The organism is Dactylosporangium cerinum (assembly GCF_042653625.1).
Classification (GTDB): Bacteria; Actinomycetota; Actinomycetes; order Mycobacteriales; family Micromonosporaceae; genus Dactylosporangium; species Dactylosporangium cerinum.
Window position 1 is genome coordinate 85,218 of record NZ_JBHSIU010000054.1, and the last position, 17,322, is coordinate 102,539.

The 17,322-nt window shown below is 74.1% G+C and carries 15 protein-coding genes and 1 pseudogene; 10 read left to right on the forward strand and 6 right to left on the reverse strand.

The annotated features are described in order from the left end of the window. Positions 1-14 precede the first annotated feature (14 nt). Genes ACFPIJ_RS38240 through ACFPIJ_RS38250 form a run of 3 tightly spaced genes read left to right on the forward strand, consistent with a single transcriptional unit; the run spans position 15 to position 1,114 of the window. Positions 15-407: an SRPBCC family protein gene (locus ACFPIJ_RS38240; protein WP_380122816.1), complete on the forward strand. Its 393-nt coding sequence runs from the start codon at positions 15-17 to the stop codon at positions 405-407. A gap of 56 nt (positions 408-463) precedes the next feature. Next, positions 464-970 (forward strand): signal peptidase I, encoded by a 507-nt coding sequence (gene lepB, locus ACFPIJ_RS38245; protein ID WP_380122818.1) that lies wholly within the window; start codon positions 464-466, stop codon positions 968-970. After that, positions 971-1,114, forward strand: coding sequence for a hypothetical protein (locus ACFPIJ_RS38250; protein WP_380122820.1), 144 nt, complete (start codon positions 971-973; stop codon positions 1,112-1,114). Positions 1,115-1,117: 3 nt separating this feature from the next. On the opposite strand, the gene ACFPIJ_RS38255 is transcribed toward ACFPIJ_RS38250, so the two are convergent. From ACFPIJ_RS38255 to ACFPIJ_RS38265, 3 genes and pseudogenes are all read right to left on the reverse strand, one after another. Then, on the reverse strand, positions 1,118-1,843 hold the full coding sequence (locus ACFPIJ_RS38255) for an RICIN domain-containing protein (protein ID WP_380122822.1): 726 nt from the start codon (positions 1,841-1,843) through the stop codon (positions 1,118-1,120). A 43-nt stretch (positions 1,844-1,886) separates the two neighbouring features. Continuing rightward, positions 1,887-2,030, reverse strand: a pseudogene (locus ACFPIJ_RS38260) (beta-L-arabinofuranosidase domain-containing protein); the annotation flags it as partial. Positions 2,031-2,077: 47 nt separating this feature from the next. After that, on the reverse strand, positions 2,078-3,091 hold the full coding sequence (locus ACFPIJ_RS38265) for an aldo/keto reductase (RefSeq protein ID WP_380122824.1): 1,014 nt from the start codon (positions 3,089-3,091) through the stop codon (positions 2,078-2,080). A gap of 86 nt (positions 3,092-3,177) precedes the next feature. On the opposite strand from ACFPIJ_RS38265, the gene ACFPIJ_RS38270 reads away from it, so the two are divergent. The 3 genes from ACFPIJ_RS38270 (at position 3,178) to ACFPIJ_RS38280 (ending at position 9,369) form a co-directional block, all read left to right on the forward strand. Next, the gene (locus ACFPIJ_RS38270) at positions 3,178-3,735 is read left to right on the forward strand and encodes a TetR/AcrR family transcriptional regulator (RefSeq protein ID WP_380122826.1); all 558 of its coding nucleotides are present in this window, start codon (positions 3,178-3,180) and stop codon (positions 3,733-3,735) included. Positions 3,736-3,862: 127 nt separating this feature from the next. Beyond that, a complete protein-coding gene (locus tag ACFPIJ_RS38275; RefSeq protein WP_380122828.1) occupies positions 3,863-6,601 on the forward strand; it encodes an ATP-binding protein in 2,739 nt (912 codons plus the stop codon). A gap of 59 nt (positions 6,602-6,660) precedes the next feature. Further along, entirely contained in the window at positions 6,661-9,369 is a 2,709-nt protein-coding gene (locus tag ACFPIJ_RS38280) for an AfsR/SARP family transcriptional regulator (RefSeq protein WP_380122830.1), read from the forward strand. 192 nt (positions 9,370-9,561) lie between these two features. On the opposite strand, the gene ACFPIJ_RS38285 is transcribed toward ACFPIJ_RS38280, so the two are convergent. Next, the gene (locus tag ACFPIJ_RS38285) at positions 9,562-10,524 is read right to left on the reverse strand and encodes an alpha/beta hydrolase (protein WP_380122832.1); all 963 of its coding nucleotides are present in this window, start codon (positions 10,522-10,524) and stop codon (positions 9,562-9,564) included. Next, positions 10,514-11,305, reverse strand: a complete 792-nt coding sequence (locus ACFPIJ_RS38290) for an alpha/beta hydrolase (protein ID WP_380122834.1) — start codon at positions 11,303-11,305, stop codon at positions 10,514-10,516. Before ACFPIJ_RS38290 ends, ACFPIJ_RS38285 begins: the two co-directional genes overlap by 11 nt. A gap of 155 nt (positions 11,306-11,460) precedes the next feature. On the opposite strand from ACFPIJ_RS38290, the gene ACFPIJ_RS38295 reads away from it, so the two are divergent. The 3 genes from ACFPIJ_RS38295 (at position 11,461) to ACFPIJ_RS38305 (ending at position 15,502) form a co-directional block, all read left to right on the forward strand. Further along, positions 11,461-13,296, forward strand: a complete 1,836-nt coding sequence (locus ACFPIJ_RS38295; RefSeq protein ID WP_380122836.1) for a glycoside hydrolase family 15 protein — start codon at positions 11,461-11,463, stop codon at positions 13,294-13,296. 123 nt (positions 13,297-13,419) lie between these two features. Beyond that, positions 13,420-14,307, forward strand: a complete 888-nt coding sequence (locus ACFPIJ_RS38300; protein WP_380122838.1) for an arginase family protein — start codon at positions 13,420-13,422, stop codon at positions 14,305-14,307. 76 nt (positions 14,308-14,383) lie between these two features. Then, positions 14,384-15,502 (forward strand): FAD-dependent monooxygenase, encoded by a 1,119-nt coding sequence (locus tag ACFPIJ_RS38305; protein ID WP_380122839.1) that lies wholly within the window; start codon positions 14,384-14,386, stop codon positions 15,500-15,502. Positions 15,503-15,533: 31 nt separating this feature from the next. On the opposite strand, the gene ACFPIJ_RS38310 is transcribed toward ACFPIJ_RS38305, so the two are convergent. Beyond that, complete coding sequence (locus ACFPIJ_RS38310) at positions 15,534-16,340, reverse strand: RNA polymerase sigma factor SigF (RefSeq protein WP_380122841.1); 807 nt, start codon at positions 16,338-16,340, stop codon at positions 15,534-15,536. A gap of 264 nt (positions 16,341-16,604) precedes the next feature. On the opposite strand from ACFPIJ_RS38310, the gene ACFPIJ_RS38315 reads away from it, so the two are divergent. Next, positions 16,605-17,321, forward strand: a complete 717-nt coding sequence (locus tag ACFPIJ_RS38315; protein ID WP_380122843.1) for a hypothetical protein — start codon at positions 16,605-16,607, stop codon at positions 17,319-17,321. The last annotated feature ends 1 nt before the right edge of the window (position 17,322 follow it).

Consider the following 17,322-nt stretch of genomic DNA (forward strand, 5'->3'; position numbering starts at 1 on the left):
CGCATGATGGATGGATGACGCTGCGGCGGGAGATCAGCGTCGAGGGGCCGCGCGACGTGGACGAGGTCTGGGACCGCTACGTGCGGCCCGGACGCTGGCCGGAGTGGTCGCCGCAGATCCGCGCGGTCGACTATCCGCTTGAGGTCCTGCGACCGGCGACGTCCGGTGTGGTGCACGGACCGGCCGGGCTCAGGGTCCGTTTCCAGGTCGTCGACGTCGACGGGCGCAATGCGCTCCGGACCTGGTCGTGGATCGTGTCGGTGGCCGGGGTACGACTGGCGCTCCGGCACACCGTCCAAGCCACCGCCGCCGGCACGCGGACCGGGCTCACGGTCGAGGGGTTCGCGCCGGTGGTGGCGAGCTACCTGCCGGTCGCCCGCGTGGCGCTGCGCCGCCTGGTGCGGTGACCCCGCGGCCGCCGAAGCGGGCACATGGGCGACGGCCGGCGGTGTATCGTCCGCGGATGCGGACCCGGATCCTGCTGTGCGCGGTGCTGCTGCTCGCCGGCTGCGTGGCCGACGGGCCGAAGACCAAGCAGTACTCGGTCGGCACCGACGCCATGCAGCCGAAGCTGCGGGCCAACCAGCCGTTCACGGCGAAGGTCGTGAAGGCCGGCACCTACAAGCCGACGCCCGGCGACGTGGTGGTCTTCCGCAACCCGGAGAAGTGGGGGCCGGGCGACGACAAGTCGGTGAAGCGGGTGATCGCGGTCGAAGGGTTCGTGATCGCGTGCTGCGACGTCAACGGGCGGGTGACGGTCGACGGGGTCGGGCTGGACGAACCGTACCTCGGCGAGAACGCCTCCCTCGACGTCTCGCCCGAGGCGGGCAAGTGCGCGTCGCGCCGGTTCGGGCCGGTCACCGTCGAGGCCGGCCACGTCTTCGTCATGGGCGACAGCCGTGCCGTCTCCGTGGACTCCCGCTGCCTGGGCACCGTCCCCAACGCCAACGTCATCGGCGTGGTCGAGTAGATGGGGATCGCCATGGACCTCGCCGTGCCCGTGCTCATGGCCTGGCTGTACTGCCTGGGCATGAGCTGGATCATTGAGCGGCTGGTCAACCGGCGGCGGGCGAGGGCCGTCGGGGCGCCGCACGAGGGCGGCGCCCCTTCCTGACGGTCAGCGCAGGCGCCACAAATGGTCGGCGGTGCCGCTGTCGTTCCATTGCAGGCACGTGGCGCCGGCCGTCGTGGACGCGTCCTGGACGCCGAGGATCAGGTTGCTGTTGACGTTCAGCAGGCGGAACTGGTCGCCGTTGCCGGTCACCAGGATGCGCCACAGGTGGTCGCGGGTGCCGCTGTCGTTCCACTGGAGGGCGGCCGCACCGCGTACCGTGGACGCGTCCTGAATCCCGAGGACCTTGCCACTGTTCTGGTTGCGGATCCGGAAGGCGCCGTCGGCGTCGGGCACGAACGTCCAGCCGTGGTCGGCGGTGCCGCTGTCGTCCCATTGCAGCGCGGGCGCACCGTCCGACGTGGACATGTCCTGGACGCCGATGATGAGGCCGCTGCGGCGATTGCGCAGCCGGACGTACCCGGACCTGGTGGGGTTGGTCCAGTAGACGGCGCCGTGCTGGTTGTGGGTGTCGAAGTACGGCCGCAGCGTGACCGTCGCCCTGTCGGCGCGGGCGGTGAAGGTGAGGGTCCCGGCCGGCGCGACGGACGCCGGATCCAGCGAAGGCAGGTGTTGCAGGACCTGTGGGCTGGGTGCGGGCGGCGAGCCAGGGTTGGGGCCCTGGCTGAACGCGCCGTACTGCCCGGCCAGGAGCACCGGGCCGTAGCTGACCGACTGGACCGTCGGGTCGTCCGGGGTCGAGGTGAGCGCCAGTGCCATCGGTAGCGTCACGACAATGGTGTCGCCGCCGGAACCCGGCGGCGCCGGCGTTGGCCTGGCACTTGGCGAGCTCGGCGACGAGGTAGGTGACGTTGTTGCGCAGCTGGGTGTCGCCGGTGGCGGCCACGGCGAGCGACGCGCCGGACAGGTGGTGCCCGGCCATGTGCCCAGTGTTCCGACGGACTTCGTCGCTTGTCAATGGCTTTCGAAACGCCCGACCCGATGCGCGTTCGTGAACTGCGGGTGTCAGGCCGCGCGGTGCTGCCCGTTCGCCGGTGGCACGACGGTGAACTGGCCGGCGGCATCCAGGCGCGCGGCGGCCTGCGCCGGCAGGTCGAACGCGAGGCCGGCCAGGCCGGCGGTCAGCTGGTCGGCGGTGCGGGGGCCGAGGATGACGGAGGTGATCGACGGCCGGCGGGCCAGCCAGGCCAGGGCGATGGTGGCGGTGGTGGTGTGCAGCGCCGTGGCGACGGCGGTGACCTCGTCGGCGATGTCGAAATGTCGTGGGGCGAGCACGCCTGCCACGAAGTCGCGGGCCATGGGGCTCGGCATGCCGGCCCACTCGGCCAGCCGGGATCCGGGCTCCGGCGGGGTGTCGCGGCGGTACCGCCCGGCGAGCAGGCCGCTGCCCAGCGGACTGTACGCGAGAACGCCGAGGCCGCTCTGCACGCACGTGGGCAGGATTTCGGCCTCGATGGCGCGGGCCATGACCGAGTAGTTGGCCTGCAGACTGACGAAGGGCGTCCCGGCACCGCGTTGTGCGGCCCATTGGGCGGAGACGATGCCGGCGGCGGTGAAGTTGGAGCAGCCGATGTAGCGCACCTTGCCCGCGCGGACGAAGCCGTCCAGCGTCGCCATGGTTTCCTCGATGGGGGTGTCCGGGTCGGCCACGTGGCACTGATAGAGGTCGACATAGTCGGTGTCCAGCCGGCGCAGGCTCGCCTCGAGTGCGCGGGTCAGATGGACCCGCGACAGGCCTCGGCGGTTGGGCCCGGCACCCTGCGGTGCCGCCCCCTTGGTGGCCAGGACGACGTCGGCACGGCGCGATGCGATGGCCCGGCCGACGATTTCCTCACTGCTTCCGCCGCGGTACGTGTCCGCGGTGTCGATGAGATTGTGTCCGGCGTCCAGAAACGCACCGACGATGCGGTGGGCTTCCGGCTCGGGTGTCGGCGCCTGCGGGTCGGTGCCGAAGTTCATCGTGCCCAGCGCGGCCGCGGAGACGCGCAGGCCGGATCGCCCCAATGCCAAGGTGTGCATGCTTCCCCCGGTAGAATCGGAATCATGATTCCGCTTAAAGATACGGAACCTGGATTCCGCTTGTCAACGGGACGGGTGAGCGCGGCGTGATCCGCTCGGATGCCGCGCGCAATCGGGCCAAGGTGCTGGAGGCGGCTGAGGCCGTCCTCGACGAGCACGGGCTGTCCGCCCGCATGGACGAGATCGCCCACCGGGCCGGCGTCGGTGTCGGCACGCTCTACCGGCACTTCGCCACCAAGGAGGCCCTCTACCAGGCCATCGTGACCAGCCGCGTCGACCTGCTCCTGGAGCAGGCCACCCGGCTGCAGGCGACCGCGGCGCCGGAGACCGCGTTCTTCACCTTCTTCGCCCAGATCGTTGCCGATGCCGGGCGGAAGAAGCCCCTGACCGACGCCTTGCGCGGCGCCGGCATCGACATCAAGGCCGGGCAGACGCAGCAGCAGGCGCGGATGCGCACGGCGATCGCGGACCTGCTGCACAACGCCCAACGCGCGGGCACCGTCCGGTCCGACATCGGCCTGCCCGAGGTGCTCGCCCTGCTGCGAGGCGCCAGCATGGCGGCCGAAACCGGCGACTACCCGGCCGCGGTCCTGGACCAGAGCCTCGCCGTCCTCTTCGACGGCCTGAAGCCCACCCGCTCGTAGGAGTCGCGAGATGTCATCCCGGCGGTGAGTACGGGAACTCACAGCGACGGGACCTTGGGAGCGCGCCCGTCGGCGGTACCCTCAGGACCGAAACCGGCGGGCTCGATCTGGATTGGTGACTCTCGGTATGACTGGCGGTCACCTGTACGGACGGGACGTCGAACTGCGGCGCCTGGACGCACTGGTGCGCGGGGTCCGCGACCGGGGCGGTGCTCTGGTGGTGCACGGTGAGGCCGGCATCGGCAAGACCCGGCTGCTCGCCGAGGCGCGCCGGATCGCGGCCGCCGCCGGGATGCTCGTCCTGGCCACCGCCGGCGTCGAGGCGGAGTCGCGGGTGCCGTTCGCGGGCCTGCACAAGCTGCTGCAACCCGTCCTGGCCCGCGCCGAGGCGCTGCCCGGGCCGCAGCGCGACGCGGTGCTCGGCGCGTTCGGCATGGCCGACGTCGGCGGCTCGGACCTGTTCCTCATCGCGCTCGCCGTGCTGAACCTGCTCGCCGACGCCGCCACCGGGCCCGGGGCCCTGCTCGTCGTGGAGGACGCGCACTGGCTGGACCCGGCGACCGCGGAGATCCTCGGGTTCGTCGGGCGCCGCCTCGAGGCGGATCCGGTGCTGCTGCTGGCCGCGGTGCGCGACGGCTTCCCCACGTCGTTCGGCACGGACCTGCCCCGGCTGCGCCTCGACCGGCTCGACGAGGAAGCGGCCGAGGCCGTCCTCAGCGCGCACGCGGCCGGCCTGCCGGCGGGTGCGCGGCGGCAGTTGCTGCAGGACGCCGCCGGCAACCCCCTCGCCCTGGTCGAGCTGTCCTCCGCCGCCGGGCCCGCAGACCCGGCCGGTCCGATGACCGCGCGGCCGCTGACCGACCGGCTGCAGGAGGCGTTCGCGGCACGGATGGTGCAGCTGCCCGCGGCGACCCGGACGCTGCTGCTGGTCGCCGCGATCAACGACGGTGACGCGCTGTCCGAGGCCCTCGCCGCGGCCTCGCTCGTCACCGGTGACGCCGTCACCGCCGGTGACCTGCCGCCCGCCGTGGCCGCGTCGCTGGTCGACGTGGACGGTGACCGGATCCGGTTCCGGCACCCGCTGATGCGATCGGCCATCCATCAGTGGGCCGACCTCACGCAACGACACGCGGCGCACACCGCGCTGGCGCAGGTCCTCACCGGCCGGCCCGACCGTGGCATCTGGCACCGGGCCGCGTCCAGTCACGGGCCGGACGAGGAGGTCGCGGCCGGCCTCGAGGAGATCGCCACCGCGGCCCGGCGGCGGGGTGCGACGCTGTCGGCGCTCGCCGCGCTCGAACGGGCCGCGCAACTCACCGACGACCCGGCGCGGCGGGCGGCCCGGCTGCTGCGCGCCGCCGAGGCCGCCGTCGAACTCGGCCGGCAGGACGTCGTGCACCGGCTGCTCCACGACGCCCGGACCCTCGACCTGTCGTCGTGGCAGCGGGCCCAGCTGCTGTGGATCGAGGCCAGCTTCGGCGACGGGCTCCGCGACGAGCACCGCCGGCCCGCCGCGGTCGCCGACGTCGCCGAGGCGGTTGCCGCGGATGGGCACGTCGACGTCGCGCTGCGGTTGCTGAACGGGGCCGCGCTGCGATCCTTCTGGACCGAGGCCGACCTGCCGGCCCGGCACCGGATCGTCGACGTCGCCGAGGGGCTGCCGATCCGGGCGGACGACCCGGACCTGCTGGCGATCCTCGCGTTCGCGGCACCCATCGAACGCGGCGCGGCCGTCATCGACAGCCTGCACCGCAGCGCGGCGCGGGCCGGCGGCAACGCCGAGGCGCTGCGCCTCGTCGGCAGCGCCGCGGTCCTGGTCGGCGCGTTCGACCTGGCCGAGGCGTGCTGCACCGCGTCGCTGCCGGACCTGCGGGCGCAGGGCCGCCTCGGGCTCGTCGCGCGGGCGCTCGGGGCGCAGGCGTGGAGCGCCGCCCACCTCGCCGACCTCAACGTCGGCATCCCGGCGGCCGAGGAGTGCACCCGGCTGGCGCGGGAGACGTCGCAGCCGCTGTTCGTCGGGATCGGCCAGGCCACCGCCGCCGTCCTGGCCGCGTTGCGCGGCGACGAGGCGTCGGTGCTGACTTTCGCCGGCGCGGCGGAGCAGGCCGCCACGTCCGGCCGGGTCCGCCCGGTGCTCGCCACCGCACGGCTCGCCCGCGGGCTCGCCGCGCTCGGCGCCGGGCGGTACGCCGACGCCTACGAGCACCTGCGCCGCATGCACGATCCGGCCGACCCGTCGTTCCACCCGGCGCTGCGCTGCTTCGCCCTGGCCGAGCTCGCCGACGCCGCCGTGCACAGCGGGCAGCACGACGCCGTCACCGGCATCGTCGCCGAGCTCGAGGCGTTCGCGCTGCAGACGCCGTCGCCGGCTCTGCACGGCGGGCTGCGGCACGCCCGCGCGGTCCTCGCCGGCGACGACGAGGCGGAGGCGTTGTTCGAGGCCGCGCTGCGGGTCGACGCCGGGCCGTGGCCGTTCGCGCGGGCCCGGGTGCAGCTCGCCTACGGGCAGTGGCTGCGCCGGCAACGCCGCATCGCCGACTCGCGCGCGCTGCTGCGCACGGCCCGGGACACGTTCGACATCCTCGGCACCGTCCCGTGGGGCGACCACGCGCGGCGGGAGCTGCGCGCCTCCGGCGAGGCGAGCCGCCGGCAGATCGTCGACACCCGGGACCGGCTCACCGCGCAGGAGCTGCAGATCGCGCAGATGGCCGCCGAGGGGATGACCAACCGAGAGATCGGCGAACGGCTGTACCTGTCGCACCGCACCGTCAGCTCGCACCTGCACCGCATCTTCCCGAAGCTGGAAATCACGTCGCGGTCCCAGCTGGCCGGGATCGTCCGCGTCCCGGCGGGCCATCCCGCGTAGCACAGGTACCGTCACGTGACGCTCGCGGCGCACGGCGCCACCGCCCTAGCGTCCGACGTATGGCAGACATGTGGTTCACGGTCCTGGGCCCGGTCCGGGTCTGGCGTTCCGGCGCCGAGGTCGACCTCGGCGCCCCGCAGCAACGCGCTGTCCTCGCCCTGCTGCTGGCACGGGCCGGGCACCCGGTCAGCCTCACCGAGATCGTCGACGTGCTGTGGGGCGAGAGCCCGCCGGCAACCGCCGTCAACGCGGTGCACCGCAGCCTCGGGCTGCTCCGCCGGGCCCTCGAACCCGGGCTGACCAACCGCGACCCGGGGCGCTGGCTGGTCCGGTCCGGCGGCGGCTACCGGCTCGCCGTCGGCGCAGACACCGTCGACCTGCTCAAGTTCCGGACGCTGCTGGGCCAGGCCCGGACCGACGCGACGCTGTTCCGGGGCGCGCTGGACCTGTGGCAGGGACCCGCGGCCAGCACCATCGCGGCGGAGATCCGCAGCCGGCCCGTGTTCAGCGCCCTGGACCGCGAATACGAGGCAGCGGCCCGCGCCGCCGCCGACGCCGCCCTCGCCGCCGGACTGCCGGGCCTGGTGCTGGCGGCCGTGGAACGGGCCGCCGACCGCGCCGCGCTGGACGAGTCGTTGCAGGCCCGGCTCATGCTGCTGCTCGCCGCGACCGGACAGCAGGCCGCGGCGCTGCACCGGTTCGACAAGGTCCGGGCGAGCCTGCACGACGACCTCGGCATCGACCCCGGACCCGAGCTCACCGCCGCCCGCGCCCGGGTCCTGCGCCCGGCCATGCAGCCCGCGGGCAGCACCGAGCGGCCGGTCGCCCAGCTGCCGCCGGACCCGTCGTCGTTCACCGGTCGCCGGCCCCAGCTCGCCGCCCTCTCCCTCCTGACCGGCGACGTCCTGACCAGCGACCTGCTGACCGGCGACGCGTCCCCCTCCACGGTCGCGATCAGCGGCCCGGCGGGCGCCGGCAAGACCACCCTCGCGGTGCACTGGGCGCACCAGGTCGCCGACCGGTACCCCGACGGCCAGCTGTACCTCGACCTGCACGGCTTCTCCCCCGCCGGGCAGGTGATGGACCCGGCCGAGGCGGCGGCCCGGCTCCTGGAGTCGCTCGGCGTCCCGCCGCACCGCGTCCCGGCCGGCCTGGACGCCCGTGCCGCCCTGCTGCGCACCGAACTGGCCGGCCGGCGGATGCTGGTCCTGCTCGACAACGCCCGCGACACCGCCCAGGTGCGGCCCCTGCTGCCCGGCACCGGCACCTGCCTCGTCCTCGTCACCAGCCGCGACCGGCTGGCCGGCCTCATCGCCTCCGACGGCGCCACCCCGATCACCCTCGGCGGGTTCACCCCGGACGAGGCCCGGCACCTGCTGACCCGCCGGCTCGGCACCGCACGGACCACCGCCGACCCCGGCAGCGTGGACGAGATCATCAGCCGGTGCGACGGGCTGCCGCTCGCCCTGGCGATCGTCGCCGCCCGTGCCGCGGCCCACCCGCACCTGCCGATGCGCGACCTGGCCGCCGGCCTCCGCCGGGAAAGGACGGTGCCCGCCTGGTCGTACCACGCGCTCACCGCCACCGCGGCCAGGCTGTTCCGGCTGCTCGGCCTGCACCCCGGCGCGGACATCCCGGTCGCCGCCGCCGCCAGTCTCGCCGGTGCCGGCCGGGTCCGGCCGCTGCTCGGCGAACTGGTCCGCGCCGGGCTCCTCGCCGAGCCCGTTCCGGGCCGGTTCGCGTTCCACGACGTGCTGCGCTCGTACGCCACCGAACTCGCCCACACCGTCGAACCCGACCCGGACCGCAGCGCCGCCACAGCCCGGCTCCGGGACCACTACCTGCACACCGCGCACCGGGCCGCGCTGCTGCTGGCACCCGGCCGCGACCCGGTCACCCTCGCCGCACCCGAGCCCGGCACCACCCCCGAGCCGCTCACCGACCAGGACCGGGCGATGGCCTGGTGCACCGCCGAGCACCGGACGTTGCAGGCATTGCTGGACCGCGGCGACGACCTGCACACCTGGCAGCTGGCGTGGACCCTGGACCCGTTCCAGCGCCGCCTGGGCCGGGTGCACGACCGGGTCGCCACCCGCAGGACCGCGCTCACCGCGGCGGAACGCCTGGCGGACCCGGCGGTGCTGGCCCGCACCCATCGCGACCTCGGCCACGCCCTGACCGGCGCGGACCGCCAGGCGGAGGCCCGCGCCCACTTCACCTGCGCCCTCGACGGCTACGCCGACCTCGGCGACCTCGTCGGCCAGGCCACCGTGGAACGCGGCATCGGCGCCACCTACACGGGCAGCGGCCAATACGACAAGACCTTGCAGCACTGCCTGCGGGCCGAGGAGCTCTACCGCGCCGCCGGCCACCGGCCCGGCATCGCCCAGGCGCTCAACGAGATCGGATCCATGCACGCCAAGCTCGGCGAGTTCCGGCTCGCGCTGCCCCGCTGCGAGCAGGCCCTGGCACTGTTCCGGGCGCTCGGCGACCGGCCCGGCGAGGCGGCCTGCCTGGCCGGCCTCGGCGGCATCCACCACGGCCTGGGCGACCACGCCCGGGCCATCGAGCACTACCAGCAGACCGTCGACCTCTGGGTCACGGTCGGTGACCGCGGTGAGGAGGCGGCGACGCTGATCCGGCTCGGCGACGTGCACGACGACGCCGGTGAACCCGACGCCGCCGGCACCGCCTGGCGGGCGGCACGCAGCATCCTGCGCGAGGCCGGCCGGCCGACGGCGGAGATCGAGGCGAGACTGCATGGGTGACCGGTCCGGAGCGCAGCGGAGAGGCCGGTCACCATGGGCTCAGTCCGGAGGTCAGGCGGCCGGAGCGAAGCGGAGGACGCATGACCGGTCCGGAGCGAAGCGGAGGGCCGGTCATCATGGGCTCAGTCGGTTCCCCTCTGATGCGAAACGTTGCTTGTCGTGCCCGGCCGCCGGGCGTCGGCGGCCGGTTCCTCAGCGCAGGGCGTCGGACAGGAACGCGACCGCCTGAGCGATGGCGGCCTGTGCGGCACCGGTGCCGCGCAGCGCGTCGAGCGCGACGAAGTCATGGATGACGCCCTGGTATCGGACCGCGACCACCGGCACACCCGCGGCCCGCAGCTTGCCGGCGTACGCCTCGCCCTCGTCGCGCAGGACGTCCGCCTCCGCGACGATGACCAGCGCCGGCGGCAGCTCGGTGAGCTGCTCGACCGTCGCCCGCAACGGCGACGCGGTGATCTCGGCCCGCTGCCGCGGATCGGTGGTGTACTGGTCCCAGAACCACTTCATCGCGTCGCGGCGCAGGACGTAGCCCTCGGCGAACTCGTGGTAGGAGCCGGTGCCGAACGCGGCGTCGGTGACCGGGTAGAACAGCACCTGCCGGACGAAGGACACCCCGCCGCGCTGCTTCGCCAGCAGCGTCACCGCCGCGGCGAGGTTCCCGCCGGCGCAGTCCCCGGCGATCGCGATCCTCGCCGGGTCCAGCCCGTGCCCGGCGCCGGACGCGGCGATCCACTCGGCGACCGCGTACACCTCCTCGAGGGCGGTCGGGTATGCCGCCTCCGGCGACAGGCTGTAGTCGGGGTACACGACCGCCGCCCCGACCCCGACCGCCAGCTCCCGCACCAGCCGGTCGTGGCTGCCCGGGCCGCCGAACACCCAGCCAAGGCCGTGCACGTAGAGGATCACCGGCAGTGGACCGGCCGCCCCGGGCGGGGCGACGATCCGGACCGGCACCCGCCCGGGCGGCGCGGCGACGACCAGGTCGGTCACGTCGGCGCCGGGCCGCAACGGCGGGCCCGCCTGCATCTCCGCCACGATCCGGCGGCCTTCGGACGGGTCGAGCTGATACAGGAACGGCGGCTCGGCGTTGTCGTCGGCGAACTGCTGGGCGGCCGGCTCCAGCACCACGGCCGCCCGCGTCGCCTCAGAGCCCATGCTGTCGCAGCCACGCCAGACTGTCGTCGGCGATCGCACGCCAGCCGCTGTCGATCGTCAGCGAGTGGGCCCGGTCCGGGAAGTCGTGGATGTCGGTGACCGCGTGCGAGTGGCGGTACTGCTTCAGCGTCGCGCGGGTCACCGACTCCGGCACCGTGTGGTCCCGGCCGCCGGTGACGAGCAGCAGCGGCCCGCGCAGCTCGTTGGCCGTGTCGACCTTCGCCGGGGAGTGCGGGTCGAAGTTGGCCGCGGCCGCCTCGAACAGCGGCTTGCCCGGTGCCGGGATCGCCCAGCGGTCGAACAGCTCCTGCGACTCCTGCTCGGTGACGGCGTTGCCGAACGCGAACCGGAACTGCTCCGCCGTCAACGACACCGCCCGGTGCTTGTTCGCCGGGTTCTTGAACACCGGCAGCGTCGCGCGCAGCGCCGACAGCGGCAACGGCAGGACCCCCTTGATCTGCGCGGCGTCGATGGCGACCGCCGCGGCGGCGAGATCCTGGCCGAGGAGCTTCTGGGCGATCATGCCGCCGAACGAGTGACCGATCAGGATCGGCTTCGCCGGCAGGGCGGCGATGACCTTCGCGTAGTGCGCGACGACGTCGTCGATGCCGTGGTCGGCGACGGCCTCGGGGTGCTCGCGGGCCTCGGCGACGGTGCCGGGCTCCCCCGGCCAGCCCGGCGCGACCGGCTCGTAGCCGGCCTCGCGGAACAGCTCGATCCAGGGCCGCCAGGACGTGGCGTGCAGCCACAGTCCATGGATGAAGACGACAGGCGTGCTCATCGGTGTGCTCCTCGCGGTTGGCGAAAATGCTGTCGGCGCACGGTAGGACGGGTCCTGTGGACATTTCGTGGACAGAATCTTGTCGCCCGAAAAGGAGGAGGGCACACGGCGGACCGAGGTGAAAGGTGGGTGAACGACGAGCAGGAGGTAACCCGATGGCGACGTACCCCACGATCGAGCAGCACGGCCTGATCGGTGACCTGCAGACCACGGCGCTGGTCTCGCAGGACGGCGCGGTGGACTGGTTCTGCGCGCCGCGGATCGACTCACCGAGCATCTTCGCGGCGCTGCTCGACCCGAAGGCGGGCGGACACTGCAAAATCGCCCCGGAGGGTGAGGACCACACCACCCGGCAGCTGTACCTGCCGGGCACCCCGGTGCTGATCACCCGGTTCCTGAGCGATGCGGGCGTCGCCGAGGTCGTCGATTTCATGCCGGTCACCGGCACCGAGGTCACCGACGTCCACCGGCTGGTGCGCCTGGTGCGGGTCGTGCGCGGGCAGATGCGGCTGCGCATCGACTGCCAGCCGCGGTTCAACTACGGCCGCGACGAGCACGAGCTGCAGCTGTCCCCGGCAGGCGCGGTGTTCCGCAGCGAACGGCAGAACCTGACGGTGCACACAGCGAACCGCGACGGGCCGCTGCTCGGCCAGGACGACGTCTGGACCGACGGGACCGGCGGGTTCCAGGCCCTCGCCACGCTGCACGCCGGCGACATGGCCGGGGTCATCCTGGAGACCGGGACCGACGGGCCGCCGCAGGCGCTGCCCGCCGGGCAGATCCAGCGCATGTTCGAGGAGACCCGCGACTACTGGCGCGCCTGGATCGGCCGGTCCCGGTACACGGGACGCTGGCGGGAGATGGTCGAACGCTCCGCGATGACGCTGAAGCTGCTGACCTACGCGCCGACCGGGGCCCTCGTCGCCGCGCCGACCGCCGGCCTGCCGGAGCAGATCGGCGGGGAACGCAACTGGGACTACCGCTACACCTGGGTCCGGGACGCGTCGCTGTCCGTCGGGGCGCTGCTCGGCCTGGGCTACACCGACGAGGCGCAGGCCTACCTGCGCTGGCTCGACGCGCGGGTCCGCGACGCCGGCGAACGCGGCGAACCGTTGCAGATCATGTACCGCGTCGACGGCTCCCCCGAGCTCGACGAGGAGGTCCTCGGCCACCTCGACGGCTACCGCGACTCCCGGCCGGTGCGGGTCGGCAACGGCGCCGCCGGGCAGCTGCAGCTCGACGTCTTCGGCGAGGCCCTCGATGCGATGTGGCAGGCCGACCAGGCGGGCCTCGTCGTGTCCACGGCGGGCTGGCGGCACACCCGCACGGTGCTGGACTGGCTCGTCGAGCACTGGGACCAGCCGGAGGACGGCATCTGGGAGACCCGCGGCGGCCGGCAGGACTTCACCTACGGCCGGCTGATGGCCTGGGTCGCGTTCGACCGGGCCATCCGCATCGCCCGGCACCGCGGCCGCCCCGGCGACGTGACCCGCTGGGCCACGGCCCGGGACGCGATCTACGAGCAGGTGCTGAGCCGGGCGTACAACGAGCAACGGCAGGCGTTCGTCCAGCACTACGCCTCCGACGTCCTCGACGCGGCGCTGCTGGCCATGCCGGCCGTCGGCTTCATCGCCCCGAACGACCCGCAGTGGCACTCCACGCTCGCCGCCATGGACACCGAACTCGTCGCCGACAGCCTCGTGTACCGCTACGACCCGGAGGCGTCCCCGGACGGGCTGCGCGGCTCCGAGGGCACGTTCACCATGTGCACGTTCTGGTACGTCGACGCCCTGGTCCGCTCCGGCCGGCTCGGCGAGGCCCGGCTCACCTTCGAGAAGATGCTCACCTACAGCAACCAGCTCGGCCTGTACGCCGAGGAGATCGCCCTGAACGGCGATCAGATCGGCAACTTCCCGCAGGCGTTCAGCCATCTCGCGCTCATCAACACCGCGATGCTCCTCGACGCGCAGCTCACGGCCGCCGCGCACTGAGACCCGGCTGCTGTCCCGGCGCGGCGGCTGGTCCTCAGCCGCCGCGCAGCGGGACGCGGGCAGTGCCGGCCTCGGGCGGCCGTTACCGTCGACGGTGACTGCCGACGTCCGGAGGGAACCGTCATGCGCCGACCCGGGTTCGCTGTGATCGCCGCGCCGTCGGCGTTGGGGCTGCAGGTCGACGGGGTCGCCGGGCTGCCCGACGCGTTGCTCGCGGCCGGGCTCGGGGACCTCCTGGGCGCGCGGTTCGCCGGTCGGGTCGAGGCCCCGCCGCGGCAGGACGGCGTCGACCCGGTGACCGGCGTCCGCAACGCAGGCGGCGTCGCCGGCTATGCCCGCCGGCTCGCCGGGACCGTCGCCGAGGTCCTCGACCGGGGCGAGTTCCCGGTGGTGCTCGGCGGTGACTGCTCGATCCTGCTCGGCAGCCTCCTGGCGCTGCGCCGGCGCGGGCGGCACGGGCTGCTGTTCCTGGACGGGCACGCCGACTTCTACCAGCCGGACACCGACTCCGAGGCCGAGGTCGCGTCGATGGAGCTCGCGTTCGCCACCGGCCGCGGCCCGGCGCTGCTGACGGACCTCGACGGCACCGGTCCGCTGCTGCGCGACGAGGACGTCGCGGCCGTCGGGATGCGCGACGCCGAGGAACAGGCCGCCGCCGGTTGCGCCCCGCTTCCCGCCACCCTGCGGTCCTGGGACCTCGACCGGATCCGCCGGGTCGGGGTGGCCCGGGCCGCCGCCGAGGCGGTGTCCCACGTGGCCCGGCCCGAGCTCGACGGGTTCTGGATCCACGTCGACGCCGACGTGGTCGACGACGCGGTCATGCCGGCCGTCGACTACCGGCTCGCCGGCGGGCTGAGCTGGGCCGAGCTGCACACCGTCCTGGCCACCGCGATGGCCGGCGGGCGCGCGGTCGGCTTCGAGGTGACGATCTACAACCCGGACCTGGACCCCGGCCGCACCGCCGGCCGCGCCCTCGCCGCCACGATCGGCGGCGCCCTGACCGGGGCGTGACGGTCGTGTGGAGGTACCGGGCGGATGGCGTGCACGCCATCGCCGGGACGGTGTCGCGCACCTACCGTCGGGAGGTATGCAGACAGTGGATGTGCTGGTCGTGGGTGCGGGACTGGCCGGGTTGCACACGGCGCGGCTGCTCGCGCGGCAGGACCTGGACGTCCTCGTCGTCGACCGGCGCAGGTCGCTGTCGGCGGGCATCCGCACCACCGGGATCTTCGTGCGCCGCACCCTGGACGACTTCGACCTGCCGGGGCACCTGCTCGGGCCCGGCGTCCGGGACGTGCTGCTGTACCCGCCGTCCCGGCGCGCGCCGATCCGGCTCACCAGCGACCGCGACGAGTACCGGGTCGCCGACATGGCCGGCATCTACGAGCACGCCCGGCACGCGGCGGAGGCGGCCGGGGCGCGGGTCCTCCTCGGTCTGCGGTACACCGGCAGCACCGAGCAGACAGCGACGTTCGAGCACGCGGAGCCGGTCCGGGCCCGGTTCGTCATCGGCGCGGACGGCGCGCGGTCCCGGGTGGCCCGCGACCTCGGCCTCGACGTCAACCGGCGGATGCTCGTCGGCGCCGAGCTCATCCATCCGGTCGCGTCGGCGACCTCAGCGCCGGCATTTCATTGTGTACTGGACCCGCGCGTCGCCCCCGGATACCTCGGATGGGTCATCGACGACGGCCGGCACGCGCACGTCGGTGTCGCCGGCTACCCGGGCGCGATGCGGGCCGGCGTGCGGCACCTGCTGGACACGTTCGCCGCCGACGCCCCCGGCGTGGTGGCACCGGCCGGTCCGGTCGAGCGGCGCGGCGGGCCGATCCCGGTCGGTGGGGTGCTGCGGCGGATCGCGTGCCCGGGCGGGCTGCTGGTCGGCGACGCGGCGGGCGCCGTGTCGCCGTTGACGGCCGGCGGCCTCGACCCGTGCCTGCGCATGTCGGAGCTGGCCGCGACCGTCACCGCCGACTACCTGCGGACCGGCGACGAGCAGCTGCTGCGCCGCTACGACGGCGGCACGTTCCGGGCCAGGTTCCGGGGACGGCTGCTGCTGCGCCAGGTCCTCGCCGGGGTCCGTTCGCCTGCCGCCGCCGAGGCCGCGGTCGCCGCGCTGCGCACCCGGGCCGGCCGGGCCGTCGCCGCCCGGGTCCTGTTCGGCGACGGCTCGTTCCCCGACGTCGCCCCCCGGCTGGCGGTGACCTGAGCGCGCCGGTCTGGTTCGGCGTCACGGCCTTTCACGCCATCAGGCCGGCCCGGAGCTTGGTGAGGGCGGCGGCCTGGAGCCGGGACACGTGCATCTGGGACATGCCGAGCTCGGCCGCGATCTGCGCCTGCGTCAGGTTGCCGGAGTAGCGCATCGCGACGATCCGCTGCTCCCGCGCCGGCAGGCGGGCGAGCAGCGGCCGCAGTGCCTCGCGGACCTCGACCTGCTCGATGTCGGGATCGGTGTCGCCGAGCAGGTCGCCGAGGCCGGTGACCTCGCCGTCGCCGCCGCGCACGGGCGCGTCCAGTGACGTCGTCCGGTAGGCCTGCCCGGCCTCCATCCCCTCGATGATCTCCTCTTCGGTGGCGTCGAGGTGCGCGGCCAGATCGGCGACCGTCGGCGACCGGCCGAGCGTGTGCGTGAGCTCCTCGGTGACCCGGCTGATCCGCAGCCGGATCTCCTGGAGCCGGCGGGGCACCCGCACGTCCCAGCATTTGTCGCGGAAGTGCCGCTTGAGCTCGCCGGTGATCATCGGGATGGCGTAGCTGGTGAAGGCCGATCCGTGCCCGGGGTCGAACCGGTCGACCGCCTTGACCAGGCCCAGGTTTGCGACCTGCGCGAGGTCGTCGAAGAGTTCGCCGCGGTTGCGGAAACGCTGCGCCAGGTATTTGGCCAGCGGCAAGTACATCTCGATGAGCCGGCCTCGGATTCGCTGCCGGTCGGCGCTTCCCTCGGGCAGGTCCGCCATCAGCGACAGCAGCGACATCGCGGTGGCGTCCGTCGCCTCCCGCGACGCGGACCGGGAGGTGGACAGCGTGGATTCGGCGGTTGCGGACATGGTGCATCGACCCTTCAGGGGGAGCGCGCGGTGCAGGCCCACTTCCGTCTTGGCACCCGTTGCTTGAGTGCGCGGTGGGGCGGCCGCGCTGCGGACCGGGTGGCAGAGCATCGCCGCTGCTGGACGGATCTGCGGACCGGGCCTTTCCTCGAACGTAGCCCAGCCACCGAGCCCCCGGAAGGCCTGGACCAAGATTTTGCGTCGTTTTTTGCGTCGATTCTCCGAGGTCGAGACCCGAGGGTCCGGTGTGGAAGGCTGAGCCGTGTGCGGAGCATCGACGCCCTGTTCGTGGACGAGTCCGGCCTGCTCCGCGGGCTGTTCCCGGCCGGCCCACTGGTCTTCCCCGTCGACGCCGCCGAGCTCCTCGCGCTCGACGCCGCCGTCCGCGACGCCACCGCCGGCTACCAGATCCAGCCCGCCGCGGCGCCGCGTCCCTGGCTCGAGCCGCTGATCGGCTACCTCCACGGGCGCCCGCCGGCGTTCGAGCAGGCCCTGTCCGCCGAGCCCACGGTCGTCCAGCGGTCCCTGGACCACGCGGCCGCGCGGCTGGCCGCACTCGAGGACCTCGGCGCACCCGCCGTCGTGCTGGATGCGGTGCACCGGCACGCCCGCGCCGTCGGCGCCCCCGGCTGGCGGGCCACCGTCGACCTCGCCGCGTGGCTGCCCGACCCGGTTGCCGTCGCCGCGACCGTTGATCCGGACCGGTGGCCGGCCCACCCGCCGATCGTCACCGCCGACCTGTCCGACCTCGTCCTGCTCGCCGCGCTGTGCGCCGTCGGCCCGGCGGCCACGGCCGTGCGCGTCGACGCCGCGGGCCTGCGGTGGCGCGGTCTCGGCGGGTTCGGCGAGGATCAGCCCGGCCCCGAACCCGGGCTGGTCCCCGACGGCGCCGTCGTCGTCGGCCTGGCCGTCTCCGGGGAACGGGTGCAGCGCCTCGAGTTCGCGCTGCCCGGCTTCCTCGCGGTCACGCTCGCCCCGTGAG